11 protein-coding genes and 1 pseudogene are annotated in these 15,663 nt (G+C 70.2%); 1 reads left to right on the forward strand and 11 read right to left on the reverse strand.

Features of this window, described 5'->3' with window-relative positions; genetic code table 11:
- Positions 1 to 67: 67 nt before the first annotated feature.
- From QBJ89_RS07620 to QBJ89_RS07640, 5 genes are all read right to left on the reverse strand, one after another.
- A complete protein-coding gene (locus QBJ89_RS07620) occupies positions 68 to 2,101 on the reverse strand; it encodes a response regulator (protein WP_277979928.1) in 2,034 nt (677 codons plus the stop codon).
- Positions 2,098 to 3,585 carry an ATPase domain-containing protein gene (locus QBJ89_RS07625; RefSeq protein ID WP_277979929.1) on the reverse strand — a complete coding sequence of 496 codons (1,488 nt, stop codon included), beginning with the start codon at positions 3,583 to 3,585 and terminating at the stop codon, positions 2,098 to 2,100. Before QBJ89_RS07625 ends, QBJ89_RS07620 begins: the two co-directional genes overlap by 4 nt.
- A gap of 121 nt (positions 3,586 to 3,706) precedes the next feature.
- A complete protein-coding gene (locus QBJ89_RS07630) occupies positions 3,707 to 5,017 on the reverse strand; it encodes an L-fuconate dehydratase (protein ID WP_277979930.1) in 1,311 nt (436 codons plus the stop codon).
- Positions 5,018 to 5,288: 271 nt separating this feature from the next.
- Positions 5,289 to 6,077, reverse strand: a complete 789-nt coding sequence (locus QBJ89_RS07635; protein WP_277979931.1) for an IclR family transcriptional regulator — start codon at positions 6,075 to 6,077, stop codon at positions 5,289 to 5,291.
- Positions 6,078 to 6,348: 271 nt separating this feature from the next.
- Positions 6,349 to 8,664 carry a TIM-barrel domain-containing protein gene (locus tag QBJ89_RS07640; RefSeq protein ID WP_431522522.1) on the reverse strand — a complete coding sequence of 772 codons (2,316 nt, stop codon included), beginning with the start codon at positions 8,662 to 8,664 and terminating at the stop codon, positions 6,349 to 6,351.
- A gap of 282 nt (positions 8,665 to 8,946) precedes the next feature.
- Between QBJ89_RS07640 and QBJ89_RS07645 the strand changes: the two are divergent.
- Positions 8,947 to 9,770, forward strand: a pseudogene (locus QBJ89_RS07645) (3-keto-5-aminohexanoate cleavage protein).
- Between the two features lie 175 nt (positions 9,771 to 9,945).
- Here QBJ89_RS07645 and QBJ89_RS07650 read toward each other — a convergent pair.
- From QBJ89_RS07650 to QBJ89_RS07675, 6 genes are read right to left on the reverse strand one after another with little or no spacing between them, the layout of a single operon-like run.
- Positions 9,946 to 10,296 carry an L-rhamnose mutarotase gene (locus QBJ89_RS07650; protein WP_277979933.1) on the reverse strand — a complete coding sequence of 117 codons (351 nt, stop codon included), beginning with the start codon at positions 10,294 to 10,296 and terminating at the stop codon, positions 9,946 to 9,948.
- Positions 10,293 to 11,021, reverse strand: coding sequence for an SDR family oxidoreductase (locus QBJ89_RS07655; RefSeq protein ID WP_277979934.1), 729 nt, complete (start codon positions 11,019 to 11,021; stop codon positions 10,293 to 10,295). The genes QBJ89_RS07650 and QBJ89_RS07655 overlap by 4 nt, the downstream gene beginning before the upstream one ends.
- Positions 11,018 to 12,001, reverse strand: coding sequence for an aldo/keto reductase (locus QBJ89_RS07660; RefSeq protein WP_277979935.1), 984 nt, complete (start codon positions 11,999 to 12,001; stop codon positions 11,018 to 11,020). Before QBJ89_RS07660 ends, QBJ89_RS07655 begins: the two co-directional genes overlap by 4 nt.
- Positions 11,998 to 12,807: an amidohydrolase family protein gene (locus QBJ89_RS07665; RefSeq protein ID WP_277979936.1), complete on the reverse strand. Its 810-nt coding sequence runs from the start codon at positions 12,805 to 12,807 to the stop codon at positions 11,998 to 12,000. The genes QBJ89_RS07660 and QBJ89_RS07665 overlap by 4 nt, the downstream gene beginning before the upstream one ends.
- Positions 12,804 to 14,033 (reverse strand): L-fucose:H+ symporter permease, encoded by a 1,230-nt coding sequence (gene fucP, locus QBJ89_RS07670; protein WP_277979937.1) that lies wholly within the window; start codon positions 14,031 to 14,033, stop codon positions 12,804 to 12,806. Before fucP ends, QBJ89_RS07665 begins: the two co-directional genes overlap by 4 nt.
- Positions 14,030 to 15,661 carry an alpha-L-fucosidase gene (locus QBJ89_RS07675; protein ID WP_277979938.1) on the reverse strand — a complete coding sequence of 544 codons (1,632 nt, stop codon included), beginning with the start codon at positions 15,659 to 15,661 and terminating at the stop codon, positions 14,030 to 14,032. The genes fucP and QBJ89_RS07675 overlap by 4 nt, the downstream gene beginning before the upstream one ends.
- Positions 15,662 to 15,663 lie beyond the last annotated feature (2 nt).

Below are 15,663 nucleotides of genomic sequence, written 5' to 3' on the forward strand. Positions count from 1 at the left end.
TGTGTACGGCTGGCGCTGAGCTCCGGCGTGTCGCCGGAGCGCAGAGCCGATGGCGGTGGATTGAACTCTAGTGCCGTCGCCCGGCCAGCCGCACCACCTTGCCGCTGCTCGTCAGCGCCGCGAGCGCGCCGGCGAGATCGGCGCGGCGGAACGGCTTGGCGAGCTGCGGTAGCTCCAACGCGAGGTCGCCGCCAGCATAGCCCGTCACCACCAGCACCGGCAGGTGCGGGTGGCGGCGGTGGACCTCGGCGGCGAGCTCGGCGCCGTTCATCCGCGGCATCATGTAATCGGTCAACACCGCGTCGACCGAGAGGCCGTCGTCGAGTGCCGCGAGCGCCGCGGCGCCGTCGCTCGCCTCGGCGACCTGATGACCGAGATCGCGCAGCATCTCGGCGGTGCCGGCGCGCACCAGATCCTCGTCGTCGACCAGCAGCACCGCAAGCGGGCGAATCTCGGCAATCCGCTCGCCCTCGCGCTGCTGCGCGCCGGTCTCGGCGTCGCGTTCGGCGACGGGCAGGTAGAGGTCGGCACGCGTGCCCTGGCCGGGCTTGCTCGTCATGACGAAGGCGCCGCCGAGCTGCGCGGCGAGTCCGTGGACCATCGACAGACCCAGGCCGGTACCCTTGCCGCGCTCCTTGGTGGAGTAGAAGGGCTCGATCGCGCGTGCGAGCGTCGCCTTGTCCATGCCGGTGCCGGTGTCGATCACCGCCAGCCGCACATAGGCGCCGGGCGCGAGGCGGAGCGGCGAACCCGGCCCCACCGCCTCGGTCGCGGCGACGACGGTGAGCCGACCGCCCTCGGGCATGGCGTCGCGGGCGTTGACGCACAGGTTGAGCAGCGCGAGTTCGAGCTGGTTGGGGTCGGCCAGCGCCGGCGGCAGGTCGTCCGGCAGCACCAGCTTGAGCTCGACCCGGCCGCCGATCGAGCTGGCGATCAGATCACGCATCCCCTCGATCAGTGCCGCGGTATCGACCGCGTGTGTCTCCAGCGCCTGTCGCCGCGCGAACTGGAGCAGGCGCTGCACCAGCGTCTTGGCGCGCTCGGCAGACTGGAGCGCGCCGTCGATCAGTCGGGCGGAACGCGCGTCGTCGGTGTAGCGCTTGCCGAGCAGGTCGAGCGCGCCCGTGATCGGGGTGAGCAGGTTGTTGAAATCGTGCGCGACACCCCCGGTGAGCTGGCCGATCGTCTCGAGCTTCTGCGCCTCGTGCAGCTGCGCCAGTGCCAGCTCGCGCTCGTCGATCGCGGCGGCGACGCGTCGCTCCAGCGTCTCGTTGAGCTCGCGCAGGGCGATCTCCGCCTGCTTGCGCTCGGTCACATCCTGGAAGATCACCGCCACCTCGCGCCGGCTCGCCGGCTCGACGCGGAAGGCGGCGAGTTCGAGGTGGCGTCGCGTCGCGACCAGCTCGCGTTCGAAGCGGATCGCCTCGCCGCTGGTCAGCACGCCGCGGTACAGCTCGATCCAGCCCTCCGCCTCGTCGCCGACCAAGGCGCGCACCGTCCGCCCGACGACGTCGGTGATACCGGTGTGACGCTCATAGGCAGGGTTGGCCTGGACGTGGACATAGTCGCTCAGCGGGCCGTGCGGGCCGTCGAGGAACTCGATCACACAGAAGCCCTCGTCCATCGTGTCGAACAAGGTGCGCAGCCGCGCCTCGCTCTCGCGGATCGAGACCAGCCGCGCGCGCGCTTCATATTGTCGCCGCCGCGCGCGGATCGCGGCACGCGCGAGGCTGATCAGCGTGGTCGGATGGAAGGGACGCTCGAGGAAGGTGACGTTGCCGAGCAGTTCGAGGTGGCGCACCGCCGCGGGATTGCGCTCCAGCCCGCCGCCGCGGCTGGTCAGCAGGATGAAGGGCAGGTCGGACCATTCCTCCTGATCGCCGATCCAGCGCGAGAGCGCGCGCACGTCGGCGGTGGCGACCGCCTCCTCGGTGACGATGGCATAGCCCGTACCGCGGTCGAGCTCGGCCACCAGATCCGTCAGCGTATCGCACGCGCGCGCCTCCAGCCCGGCCTCGCTCAGCATCCCGGTCGCCACCGCGGCGTCCCGGCCGCGCGGCGCGAGAACCAGCGCGCGTTCGGAGAGCGTGCTGCGCTTCACATGTGCTCGCCGCGCAGCGACTGCTGCTCGCCATGGAGCACGGGAACGCCGCGCAGCACGCCTTGGAAGCCGCTGAGCGGCTCGCCCAGCGTCACGCCGTGGTCACCGATCTGATATTCGCGGATCGTGTCCTCGTGCGGCCCGGTACGCTTCTTCACCACCGAGATCGCGCGGCGGACGCGGCCGAGCGCCTCGAAATAGCGCAGCAGCACGACCGTGTCGGCCAGATAGGTGACGTCGACCGGCGTGCTCATGTCGCCGACCAGGCCATGCTGGGCGACGGTGAGGAAGGTCGTCGCGCCGCAGCGGTTTAGATATTGCAGCAGCTCGTGGAGGTGGAGCACCAGCGCGTTCTCGCCGGGCATCGCCGCCTGATAGCCGTTGATGCTGTCGACCACGACGGTGCGCGCGCCATGTTCCTTGATGCAGCGCCGCACGCGCGCGGAGAATTCCCCCGGGCTCAGTTCGGCGGCATCGACCTGCTCAAGCACCAGCGCACCGTCGTCGATCATCGCGCGCACGTCGATGCCCAGCGCGACGGCACGCTGGATCAGCAGTCCGATCTCCTCGTCGAAGACGAACATCGCGGCGCGCTCGCCACGCGCCACCGCGGTCTGAATGAAGGTGAGCGCCAGCAAGGTCTTGCCCGTTCCGGCCGGGCCGAGCACGAGCACGCTGGAGCCGCGCTCCAGCCCGCCCCCGAGCAGCCGGTTGAGCTCGGGCGAGTCGGTCGTCACCAGATCGCGCGGGAAGTCGCCGCGATGCTCGGCGGCGACCAGGCGCGGATAGACGCAGACGCCGCCTCTGACGATCTTGATGTCGTGATAGCCGCCGCGAAACGAGCGTCCGCGATATTTGATGACGCGCAGGCGGCGGCGCTCGCCGCCATATTCGGGTGACAGCTCCTCCAGCCGGATCACGCCATGCGCCACCGAATGGACCGTCTGATCGTCCCGATCGGTGGTGAGATCGTCGAGCATCAGCACGGTCGCGCCGCTTCGCGCGAAATAGTGCTTCAGCGCGAGGATCTGGCGGCGGTAGCGCAGCGAGCTCTGCGCGAGCAGTCGTATCTCGGAGAGGCTGTCGATCACGACCCGCTGCGGGCGCACTCGCTCGAACGCCTCGAAGATCCGCCGCGTCGTCTCGCCCAGTTCCAGGTCGGAGGAATAGAGTAGGCTCTGCTGCTGTTCGTCGTCGAGAAGGTTCTCGGGTGGGATCAACTCATAGATGTCGACGCCGGTGAGGTCCCAATCGTGCGCCGCGGCGGTGGAGCGCAGCTCGTCCTCGGTTTCCGAAAGCGTGACGTACAGGCAGCGCTCGCCATGCTGCGCGCCGGTGATGAGGAACTGCATCGACACGGTGGTCTTGCCCGTGCCCGGGCTGCCTTCGGCGAGGAAGGTGCGTGATCGCTCCAGCCCCCCGCCCAGCACGTCGTCGAGGCCCTTGATCCCGATCCGTGCGTCGTCCGACTTCGTCCCTGGCACCCGCGATCTCCGCCCTCGTGGCGATCACCGTAGCATAGTCGGGCGCGGAGGGTAGCGCCGCACGATTGAGGCGGATGAAGCGGCACCTGCGCGGCAGGAGGAGGGGCGTGCTGTGTCGATGTCAGTGCAGCCGTCTGCTCGCGCCCCCCGCTGCCGGTCGGCCGTGCCGGAAGTCGAGCAGCGTCTCCGGCCGCATCTCGATCGAATAGCCCGGCGTGGTTGGTGCCTGATAGGCGCCGTCGCGCACGATGCAGGGCTCCAGAAAATGCTCGTGGAGGTGGTCGACATATTCCGCCACCCGTCCCTCAGCGGTACCGGCGAAGCAGAGATAGTCGATCATCGCGAGATGCTGGACATATTCGCACAGCCCCACGCCGCCGGCGTGCGGGCAGACCGGCAGCTCGGCTTTCGCGGCCATCAGCAGCACCGCGAGCACCTCGTTGACGCCGCCCAGGCGGCAGGCGTCGATCTGCACCACGTCGATCGCACCTTCGGCGATGAACTGCTTGAAGACGATGCGGTTCTGGCACATCTCGCCGGTCGCGACCTGGACCGGGGCGACGCGGCGGCGGATCGCGGCATGGCCCGCGACGTCGTCCGGGCTGGTCGGCTCCTCGATGAACCACGGCCGCGCGAAAGCGAGCGCGTTGACGTGATCGATCGCCTGGCCGACCTCCCACACCTGATTGGCGTCGATCATCAGCACCGCGTCCTCGCCGATCGCGCGGCGCGCGATACCGACGCGGCGGATGTCGTCGTCGAGGCTGACGCCGACCTTGAGCTTGACGTGGCAAAAGCCCTCGGCGATCGCCTCGCGGCACAGCCGCTCGAGCTTCTCGTCCGAATAGCCGAGCCAGCCGGCCGAGGTGGTGTAGCAGGGATAGCCGGAGCGCTCGAGTTCGGCGATACGCTGTTCCTTGCCCGCCGCCCGCGCGGTGAGCAGCGCCAGCGCCTCTTCCTCGGTGATGTAATCGGTGAGGTAGGTGAAGGGGATCTGACGCACCAGCTCGGCCGGCGTCATCTCCGCGACCAGCCGCCACAGCGGCTTGCCCGCTTCCTTGGCGAGCAGGTCCCACACCGCGTTGACGATGGCCCCGGTGGCGAGATGGATCACACCCTTGTCGGGACCGACCCAACGCAGCTGGCTGTCGCCGGTGACGCGGCGCCAGAAGGCGGCACCGTCGGCGCGGACGGCGGCGAGGTCGAGCCCCACCACCAGCGGGCGCAGCGCCTCGATCGCGGCGCAGCACAGGTCGTTGCCGCGCCCGATCGTGAAGGTAAGGCCATGGCCTTCGAGGCCGGGCGTGTCGGTCTCGAGGATGCAATAGGCCGCGGAATAATCCGGGTCGGGGTTCATCGCGTCCGAGCCGTCGAGCGAGGCCGAGGTCGGGAAGCGCAGGTCGAGCACCTGCAGGCCGGTGATCACGGTCACGCCGCCGCCTCCGTCACGAGCACGCCGGCTGCTGCGTTGCGATAGCCCAAAATGATGCCGCCTCCCCCTTGTGGTCTGTTCGTGGGTGCTATCAATGTTCACGGGTGCGCACAACGGGGATGATCTCTACCCTCGGCGTGATCGCGGACTCGTTTCAGGATCCACGTCGCCGCAAACGCCTCACGTGCAGCAAATGCGGCGCCGTTGATCCTGAGACAAGCTCAGGATGACGCCGGCGGCGGCGCGGCGGGCACGGCGTGGCCGACGCCGCTCAATACAGCCGGCTGTCCGCCTCGACGAGCTGCGCCGCGATTGCGTCCGCCGCCTCGCGCACCGACCTGGCGGCGGAGCGCGGCATCAGGTCGGCGCCGATCTTCTTGAGGAAGGGGACGGTGAGCGCGGCAGCGGCGGCGCCGCCGCGCATCACTGGGGCGGAGATGTCGGTAACGCCGGTGACGAACGGGCTGGGCGTCAGCTCGACACGGCGCTCGCGCACCGCGTCGGCGTGCGCGCGGAACGCGGCGAGCTCCTCCGGCGAAAGCGGCGGGTCGAGTAGCGCCTCCCAGCGCCGCCGCACGTCCTCGGGCTGGAAGGCGTAGAGCACGGCGCCCGAGGCGACCTGCGCCAGCGGCTTGCGATAGCCCACGCGCACCGAGAAGCCGAGCTGCTCGCTTGATTCCATCCGCGCCACCACCACCATCTCGCCCAGCGTGTGAAGCGCGAGGTGGCACGACTGCTGGATGTCGAGCGACAGCTGCCGCATCACCGGCAGCGCGACCTCGACCAGGCTCTGCGTGCGCGGCTGCTTCATGCCGAGCGAGAACAGCCGATCGGTGAGGAAATAACCGTCGTCGCTCGGGTCCTGGTCGAGGTAGCCGCGGAACTGGAGCACCTGCACCATGCGGAACAGCTCGCCATGGCTGCGGCCGAGCCGGTTGACGATCGCGGTGAAGGTGAGGGGGCTCGGCGAAGCGGCGAGCAGCTCGAGGATGTCGAGCCCCTTCTCCAGCGCGGGCGCGCGGTAGCGGCGTTCGTCCTTGCCCGCGCTGTCCTCGATCATCGGCGTCCCCCTCCGTGTCGCGCCTTGGCGCCCCTGTCACACGCTGTGTAGGCGGGGGAGGGGGCGCGCGGTCAAGAACTTCGTCCACACGAGGGAGCGTCCCGATCGTCGCCCGAGGTTCTCTTTTCTCCCGTCATCCCGGACTTGTTCCGGAATCCAGCGTACCGCGAAAGCTACAGCTTCGGATGATGCTGCCCAGTGGATTCCGGACCGAATCCGGGATGACGGAGGTGTCGAAGACGACGGGGCATCGTCGCAGCGAAACGCCGCGCTACCGCCCGACCACCTTCACCAGCCCCGCCACCGCCTGGCCGGTCGGCAGCGCACCCGAGGCGGTGAGCCGCGCCGCCGCCTCGTCCCAGCGCAGCGTGGCGCTGCGGCCGCCGTTCTTCCGATAGGCCTCGGTGGTGCCGTCGTCGTCGTACAGCCGCGCGCTGGCGTCGCGGCCGGGGAAGACGCGGATCTCGGCCAGCGCCTGCTTGGCCGAGGTGTTCTGCACCGGTGCGCCGATCGGCACGATCGAGCCCGCGCGGACGAACAGCGGCATGTGCTCGATCGGCGCGGCGGCGTCGATCCACTGGCCGCCGGCGTGCTTCTGGTTGGTCCACCAATCGTACCAGTCGCTGCCCGCGGGCAGATAGACGCGGCGGCTGGTCGCGCCCTGCTCGGTCACCGGTGCCACCAGGAAGGCGGGGCCGAACATATATTCGTCACCGACGGTCGACACCTGCGGGTCGCCCGCGAAATCCATCCACAACGCGCGCATGAAGGGCGCCCCGGTCTCATAGGTGGTCCGCGCCAGCGGGTAGATGTACGGCAGCAGCGAATAGCGCAGCTTCGACCAGCTGGCCAGGATCGGCTCGGCGGCGGCGCCATAGTCCCAGATCGCGGTCGCCGGACGCTGGCCGTGGATGCGCAGCGTCGGGGTGAAGCTGTTGTACTGGAACCAGCGCACGAACAGCTCGGGATAGTCCGGATAGTTCGCGCCCATCGCGGTGGCGCCCGCCGGGCTGAGCAGCGGCGCGTGCGCCGGGTTGCTGCTGCCGGGATATTGCCAGCCGCCGGTGTCGCTCGACCAGAGCGCGATGCCGGAGGCGGTCATGTTGAGCCCGGTCGGCACTTGGCGGCGCAGCGATTCCCAGGTCGACTGGATGTCCGATGACCAGAACAGGCAGCCGTTCGCCTGCGTGCCGAGATAGGCCGCGCGGCACAGGATCATGTTGCGGAAGTCGGGGCGATCCCGCCGCGATCCCTCGGCCGCACCGTCGGTGTGGAGCAGCGGAAAGACGTTGTGGTAGCGGTCGCCCGAGCCGATCGAATAGAAATAGCCGTCAGGCACGAGATCGGGCTCGGTCTCGTCGAGCCAGAGATAGTCGAAGCCCTGGCTCAGGATATTGTCGCGCACCTTGCCCCAGAACCAGCCGCGCGCCGCGGGATTGGTCGAATCGATCAATGCGCCGGCGCGGTCGGAGCGTACCGGCAGGCCGTCGACGGTCTTGCCGTCGACATCCTTGAGGAACCAGCCCTTGGCATCCAGCTCGTTGAAATAGCGGCTCTCCTTCTCGAAGCGCGGCCAGACCGAGATGATCGAGTGCAGCCCGCGCTGGTGCAGCTCGCGGTTCATCCCGGCGGGATCGGGGAAGAAGTTCCGGTCGATGTCGAGCTGGCCCATGCGGGTCCAGTGGAACCAGTCGAGCACCATCATATCGAGTGGATAGCCGCGGCTGCGATAGCCGTCCGCCACCGCCATCAGCTCCTGCTGGCTCTCGTAGCGCGCCTTGGACTGGATCAGGCCGAAGGCGGCCTTGGGCGGCAGCGGGGTCTTGCCGGTCAGCTTGGCATAGCCGGCGTAAAGCTCGTCGCTCGAGTTGCCGGTGATGACGAAGAAGCTGACCCGATCGCCTACCTCGCTCTCGAAGCGGGTCTGGCCGTGGATCCCGGGCGAGACGCGGGTGACGGAGGGATTGTCCCACACGATCGCGTAGTTGCGGCTGGAGACGAGGACGGGCACGCACACCTGCTCGCCCGCCGGCGCGTCATACCAGTGGCGGCAGTCGATCGTGCGCCCGCGCAGGTCGAGGATCCCTTCCTGGTTCTGCCCGAGGCCGTAGAAATGCTCGTTCGGGTCGGCCTGGAAATTCGCGCCGACTAGGAATGTCTTCTCGCCCGAGACCGTGTGCGGCGCCATCGACCAGCCGCCCATGTTGATCGTGCGCCCGTCCGCGGTGGTGATCGCGACCGAGACCGGCGGCAGCGAGGGGGCGAAATAGCGCTGCATCTGGCTCGGCGCACCGGGCCAGGGCTGCGCCTTGACGGTGACGTTGAGCGTGCTCGAGGCGAAGACGTCGCCGGCCTGGGTGGTGCTGTGCGACCAGCCCGCGGCATCGGCGGCGGCGCTGATGCCATAGCCCGGCTTGCCATCGGCCTGGTCGCGCTCGGTGGCGATGGTGACGCGGACGATGTTGGGCGCATAGGGCTCGATCGCGACGAGGCTGCCGTGGCGATCGACCGTGGCGACCGGCTCGGCGACCGCCTGTGTGCCGAGCGCGAGCAGCCCGAGCGGTAGCGTTCGCGCCCAGCGCGCCATGCTGCGGTTCATCGTCTTTCCCCTCCGATTAGTATGACGGCTTCTGCCCCAAGTGAACGTTATCGCTCAAGCGCTTTTCGGTAGCGGTACCATGTTGATGACGGGCGCACGGTCCGTCTTGAGCTAGCCACCCCCGCCGGCTTCCCTGGCCGCTCGAAGGCCTTTCCTAAAAGAGGACAGGCGCGTCATCGCGGTCGCGATCGCTCCCGCGTGCCGCGCCTCAGAACAGAGGAAGGGCGCAGCCGCATGGACGATCTGATCATCAACTTCGCTCCCACCGGGATGGTGCCGACCAAGGAGCACACGCCGCACGTGCCGATCACGGTTACCGAGATCGTCGACGACGTGCTCGCGGCCTGCGACCTGGGCGCCGGCATCGCGCACCTCCACACGCGCGACGCGCTTTCGGGCGCACCCGAGGTCAATCCGGACACGTTCGCCGCGATCATCGAGGGTATTCGACGCCACGCGCCCGATCTGGTCATCTGCGTGTCGCTGAGCGGCCGCAACGTCACCGACCCCGATCTGCGCGCCGCGCCGCTGAACCTGGATGGTGAGCTCAAGCCGGACATGGGCTCCCTGACGCTGTCGTCGCTCAACTTCGTCCAGCAGGCCAGCGTGAACAGTCCGTCGACGATCCAGTTCCTGGCACGCCGCATGCACGACCGCGCCGTATGCCCGAGCTGGAGGTCTTCGACCTCGGCATGATCAATTACCTCAAATACATGCGCTCACGCGCGATGCTCACGCCGCCGTTTTACTGCAACGTCCTGTTCGGCAACATCGCCGGCCTGCAGGCGAGCGCCGTTGAATTCGGCGCGGTGGAGGCAGTGATGCCGCCCGACGTCACCTGGGCGGCCGCGGGGATCGGCGCGGCGCAGACCCCCGCGATGTCGCTCGCGGCGGCGCTGGGGCGCCACGTCCGCGTCGGGCTGGAGGACAATATCTGGCTCGACCGCGCGCGCGCCACGTTGGCCACCAACCGCCAGCTGGTCGAGCGCGTGGTGCAGCTCGCCGAGATCGCCGAGCGTGCGCCGATGGCGCCGGCGCGGATCCGCGAGCTGCTCGGGCTGGCGCCGGGGAACGGGCGCTACGGGCGCGCGTGAGGTGGCAAACGGCCAGGAAGAGCCGACCCAAGTCAAACTGTGCTCCGGCGAACGCCGGAGCCCAGGACCACACAGGGATGACGTGGGTAGGCCTGGGCTCCTGCGTGTGCAGGGCTACGTCGGTGGATCAGCACGCCGGCCTGCGCGAAGGCCGTGCAGGGCTGCCTCTCCCGCGTCAGCCCTGCGCCGCGAGGTCGAAGATCAGTCCCGCCTCGACCCACTTCTCCCCCGAGGCGGCCCACGGCAGGCGCTGCTGGAAGCCGTCCATCAGCGTCTCCCAGGCGACCACGTCCGGGTCGGCGGCGTCGGCGCGCGCCTTGGCCGCAGGGTCGAACGCCGCGGTGACGTCCATCACCATCACCAGCCGGTTGGCGCTGCGGAAGATCTGCATCGCCGCGATCCCCGCAGCGCGGATGCTCGCCACGACCGGCTTAGGCACTGCGCCGGCGGCATGCCACGCCTCGTAGCGCGCGATCGACTCAGGCTGGTCGACGAGGTCGAGCAGCAGGACGTGGCGCCGGGTCAATTGATCCACCCGCCGTCGATGATGTGCGCCCGCCCGGTCGTGAACGCCGACTCGTCGCTGGCGAGGTACAGAGCGAGCGCGGCAACCTCCTCCGGTCGCCCGAGCCGCCCCATCGGCTGGCGCGCAGTGAAGTCGGCGCGCGCCTTGGCATAGTCGCCGGTGTCGTGGAGCCGCTGCTGGAGCGAGGGCGAGTCTACCGTGCCCGGGCAGATCGCGTTGCAGCGGATCCCGCGCGCGACGAAATCGGCCGCGACCGACTTGGTCAGCCCGATCACCGCCGCCTTGGTCGCGCCATAGGCGAAGCGATTGGGAATGCCCTTGATCGAGCTGGCGATCGAGGACACGTTGACGATGCTGCCGCCGCCGCGCTCCAGCATCGCCGGCAGGAAGGCGCGCACCGTGCGGTACATGGCGGTGACGTTGAGCGCGTTGGAGAAGGCCCAGGCGTCCTCGTCGCAGTCGAGGATGGTGCCGCTGTGGACGAAGCCGGCGCAGTTGACGAGCACGTCGACCGGCCCGGTCCGCCCCGGCAGCGCGGCGACCGCGGCGGCGTCACGCACGTCGAGCGCGAGCGTCTCGGCATCAAGGCCGTCGAGCTTGGCGCGGTCGATATCGCTGGCGATGACGCGCGCGCCCTCGCGCGCGAACAGCTCGGCGGTGGCACGGCCGATGCCCTGACCTGCGGCGGTGATGAAGGCGGTCTTGCCCGCCAGACGGTCGCTCACGCGGATGTCTCCGTTGAAGATAAATCGAGCGCGGCGCGACAATCGTCCCACAGCGGCTCGGGAATGGGGTGGCGCGCGTAGCGCAGCGTGTCCGCCACCTGCGCCGCGCCGACCAGGCCCGGGATGACGCTCGCCACCGCGGGCGAGCGCGTGGGAAATTGCAGCGCGGCGGCGGGCAGCGGCACGCCGTGGCGCGCGCAGACCCGCTCCAGCGCGGCAACGCGCGCGACCACCTCGGCAGGGGCGGGGGCGTAGTTGAAGTGTCCCTGCGCCGCGCTGCCCTCCACCAGGATCCCGCTGTTATACGGCCCGCCGATCACCACGCGCGTGCCGACGCGCGCGCAGCGGTCGAGCAGCGCGGCGGCAGCGTCGGGCTCCAGCAACGTGTAGCGGCCGGCGAGCAGGATGACGTCAAGCTCGATCGCGTCGAGCAGCCGCTCGCATATCGCGATCTCGTTGACGCCCAATCCGATCGCGTCGATCGCGCCCGCGTCGCGCAGGTCGCGCAGTGCGCGATAGCCGCCGTCGAGGAAGACGCGCAGGTGGCGCTCGGCGTCGGCGCCATGGGTCACCTCGCCGAGATCGTGCGCGAACAGGATCTCGACCCGGTCGCGCCTGAGCCGCGCGAGGCTGGCCTCGTGGCTGCGCAGGATCGCGTCGCGGCCATAGTCGAACACCGGCTCGAGCGGCGGCGCGGCGACGAAGCCATGCCGCTCGGGCGCGGCGCTGTCGGTCGGCATGAGCAGCCGGCCGACCTTGGTCGAGACGATCGCGCGCCCCTCCGGATCGTGGCGCTCCAGCGCGCGGCCGAGCCGCTCCTCCGCGAGCCCGAAGCCGTAATGCGGCGCGACGTCGAAATAGCCGATTCCCGCGGCGAGCGCGGCGGCGACGGTGGCGTCGGCGGTGGCCTCGTCCACGGCGCGGTAGAGGTTGCCGATGCCGGCACAGCCCATGCCGAGTGGCGGCAGCGTCAGCGTCATGCGGCGATCCCGTAAGTGGCGCGCGCGGTGGCATCGAACACCGCGGCGTGATGCTCGGCCGGCACCAGCGCGCGCGCCTGTGCCTGCCAGCCGGCATAGTCGCCCGCGAGCGCGAGCACGGGCCAGTCGCTGCCCCACATCAGCCGCTCGGGCGCGAACAGCGCGACCAGCGCGGCGGCGGCGGGCGCGATCGCCTCGGGCGGATCGGCGGGGCGGCGCTCGGTGAGCAGGCCGGAGAGCTTGCAGCGCACTTGTGGCAGCGCGGCGAGCGCGGCCATCTCGGCCTGCCAGGCGGCGAGATCGTCGAGGACCGGCTTGGCGCCGTGGTCGATCACGATCGTGAGCGCGGGATGCCGCGCCGCGAGCCGCGCGAGGCTCGCCAGGTGGCGCGGGCGCACCAGCGCCTCCAGCACCAGCCCGGCGTGCGCCATCGCCTCCCACACCGGGTCGCGCGCGGGCTCGTCGTACCAGTCGGCGGCGAGGTCCTGCACCATCGGGCGCAGCGCGCGCAGCTTGGGCGCGCGCGCCAGCCGCTCGACCGTGCCGACGGCGTCGGGCGCGTCGACGTCGGCCCAGCCGGTCACCGCGAGCACCTGCGGCTCCTGCGCCGCGATCGCGAGCAGCCAGTCGGTGTCGCGCGCGTCGGGTTGCGACTGGACCAGCACCACGCCGTCGACCGCCGTCGCGCCGGGCAGAGCGCGCCAGTGGTCCATCAGGAAGTCACGGTGGATCGCGGTGAGGTCGGGCGTCGGCCAGCTGTGGCCGTTGGCGCCGATGCGCCAGAGGTGGACGTGGGTGTCGATCACGCGCGCCCCCGCCGCAGCGAGAGCGCATACAGCAGCACCACCACGAAGCACGCCGCCGGCACGACCATCGCGACGACGATCGAGCCGCTGCGATCCGACACCAGCCCCATCAGCGCCGGGAACACCGCACCGCCGACGATCGCCATCACGAGCAGCGCCGCCGCGGATTTGGTCAGCGCGCCGAGGTCGCGCACCGCCTCGGCGAAGATCGTCGGGTACATGATCGACATGAAGAAGCTGGTCGCCACCAGCGCAACGATGCCGATCCCGCCGCCGAGCAGCGCCGCCGCCAGCGTCAGCGCGCCCGCGATCGCGGCGAAGCCGGCGAGCAGCCGCGCCGGCGCGACGCGGGTCATCAGCGCGGTGCCCGCGAACCGGCCCACCATGAACAGCACCAGCGACAGCGTCAGGTAATTGGCCGCGGTGCGCTCGCTCGTGCCGGGCACCGCCACCTCGCTGTAGCGGATCAGGAAGCTCCAGATGCCGACCTGCGCGCCGACGTAAAAGAACTGCGCCGCGACGCCGCCGCGCACCCGCGCCGAGCGCACCACCTCGGCGAAGTCGCCCGCGGCACCCACGCCCTCCTCGACGTCGCGCTCGGTCGCGACCGGCGGGAAGGGCGTCAGCCGGATCAGCACCGCCCAGACCAGCACGCCCAACCCGATGACGAGATAGGGCAACTGCACCGCCGCCGCCTCGGCCGCGCGTGCGGCCTCGCCGGTGACCGGCCCGGACTGACCCGACAGGATGAATTGGCTGCCGATCAGCACGCCCGTGATCGACCCGAGCGGGTTGAACGCCTGGGCCAGGTTGAGCCGCCGCGCCGCGGTGTCCTCGCTGCCCAGCTTGGCCATCAGCGGGTTGGCCGAGGTCTCGAGGAAGCCCAGCCCGCTCGCGATCACGAACAGCGCCAGCAGGAAGGCGGGATAGCTCTGCCACGCCGCGGCGGGCCAGAACATCAGCGCGCCCGCGCCGTACAGCAGCAGCCCGAGCAGCACCGCGGCACGGTAGCCGAAGCGCCGCATCGTCAGCGCCGCCGGGATGGCGAGGCAGAAATAGCCGAGGTAGAAGGCCGACTGCACCAGCCCCGCGCCGAGATCGCTCAGCACGAACAGCTTCTTGAAGTGCGCGATCAGCACGTCGTTGAGGTTGTTGGCGACGCCCCACAGGAAGAAGAGCGCGACAACCAGCACCAGCGGCAGCCGCCGCATCGACGCGCCGCTCATGCCAGCCCGCGCCCGTCCACGCGTACCGCCGGGACGAAGCCGCCCGGCGCGCGCCCGCCCAGGTCGAGCTCGAGCCCGCGCGGCGTCTGGCGGTGCGCCACCGTGCCGCCGCCCAGCAGCGTGACGCGCTCGACCACCGGCGCGTTCGGCCGCGTCGCCAGCGCGGCGACGCGTGCGGTGCCGGCGGGCGGCTTGAGGAACAGCGCGTAGAGCGCGCCGGCGCGGGTGGTGAAGCGCACGTCCTCGGCGGTGAAGGGCTTGGCCGCCTCCTCGTTCTGCGCGCCGGCGGCGACCTGGGTCGGCCCTTCGCCGTAGATCCGCCATGGGCGCGAGGCGAAGATCGCCTCGCCGTTGATCGCCATCCAGCGTTCCATCGCGTCCAGGATCTTCTCCTCCTCGGCGTCGATCGCGCCGTGACCCGGCTGCGGGATCGAGAGCAGCAAATTGCCGTTCTTCGAGACGACATCGGCCAGCCGCTGCACCACGTCCTCGGCGGTCTTGTAGCTGCGGTCGTTGAGCCTGGCGACATTGTAGAACCAGTCGCCGATGCAGGTGTCGGTCTGCCACGGCTCGGCGCGCAGCCGGTCGCTGAAGCCGCGCTCGACGTCCTCGATGATCCCGCCCAATTGGTGCGGCTCCAGCTTCTTGCCGGTGAGCACCACCTCCGGCGCGCCGTGCCACTGGATCGCGCGGTTGTAATAGTCCGCCGCCGCTTCCAGCCCGATCGCGCCGAACGGCAGCGCGGTATCGTCCATGTAGCAGAGGTCCGGCTTGTACTTGGCCATGAGGTCGGCCTGGCGCAGCAGCCACTGGGCGGCGTAGCGCGGGTCGGCAGGCGGCGGCGTCTCGATCCACTGGCCGTCGTGCGCCTCGTGCCACTTGCCCATGGCGGCGGCGCTACGGATGCCGTCGGGCGCGACGATGTGGCGGCCGGTGTAGAGCTGCTGCGGATCGAGCCCGTCCCACCAGGTGCCGCGCCCGTCGGCGCGGGTGAGGTGATAGGCGTCGTAGCGCTCGCCCGCACGCGATCCTTCGGGGTCGTAGGCGTAGGCGGTCTGGTACCAGTGCCAGGCGTGTGCGGCATGGTTCGACACGCCGAACTTGAGCCCCGCCTGCCGCGCCGCGCGTTCCCATGTGCCGACGACGTCGCGCTTTGGGCCGACACGTAGCGAATTCCAGGCGTGATAGCGGCTGTCGTAGCAGTCGAGATTGTCGTGGTGGCAGGCGAGCGCCATGAAATACTTGGCGCCGACGCGCTTGTAGCGGTCGACCAGCGCCTGCGGGTCCCAGCGCTCGGCCTTCCACAGGTTCTGGATGTCCTTCATCCCGACCTTCGTCGGATGGCCGTAGGTGCGTAGGTGGTGCTCGTAGACCGGGTGCCCCTGCATGTAGAGGAAGCGGCCGTACCAATCGCCCTGCTCGGGCACCGCCTGCGGCCCCCAATGCGACCACAGCCCCAGCTTGGCGTCACGGAACCAGTCGGGGACGCGATAGTGCGAGCGCAGCGACTCCCACGTCGGTTGGACCGGCCCGCGCACCGTGCCGGTCGGACTGGCGGCGAGGCCGGCGCGCGCGGCGAGCACCGCGGCCGAGCCGGCGAGGAAGGCGCGGCGCTGGATCGCGGCCACGC

Source organism: Sphingomonas phyllosphaerae, from assembly GCF_029623345.1.
Classification (GTDB): Bacteria; Pseudomonadota; Alphaproteobacteria; order Sphingomonadales; family Sphingomonadaceae; genus Sphingomonas; species Sphingomonas phyllosphaerae_C.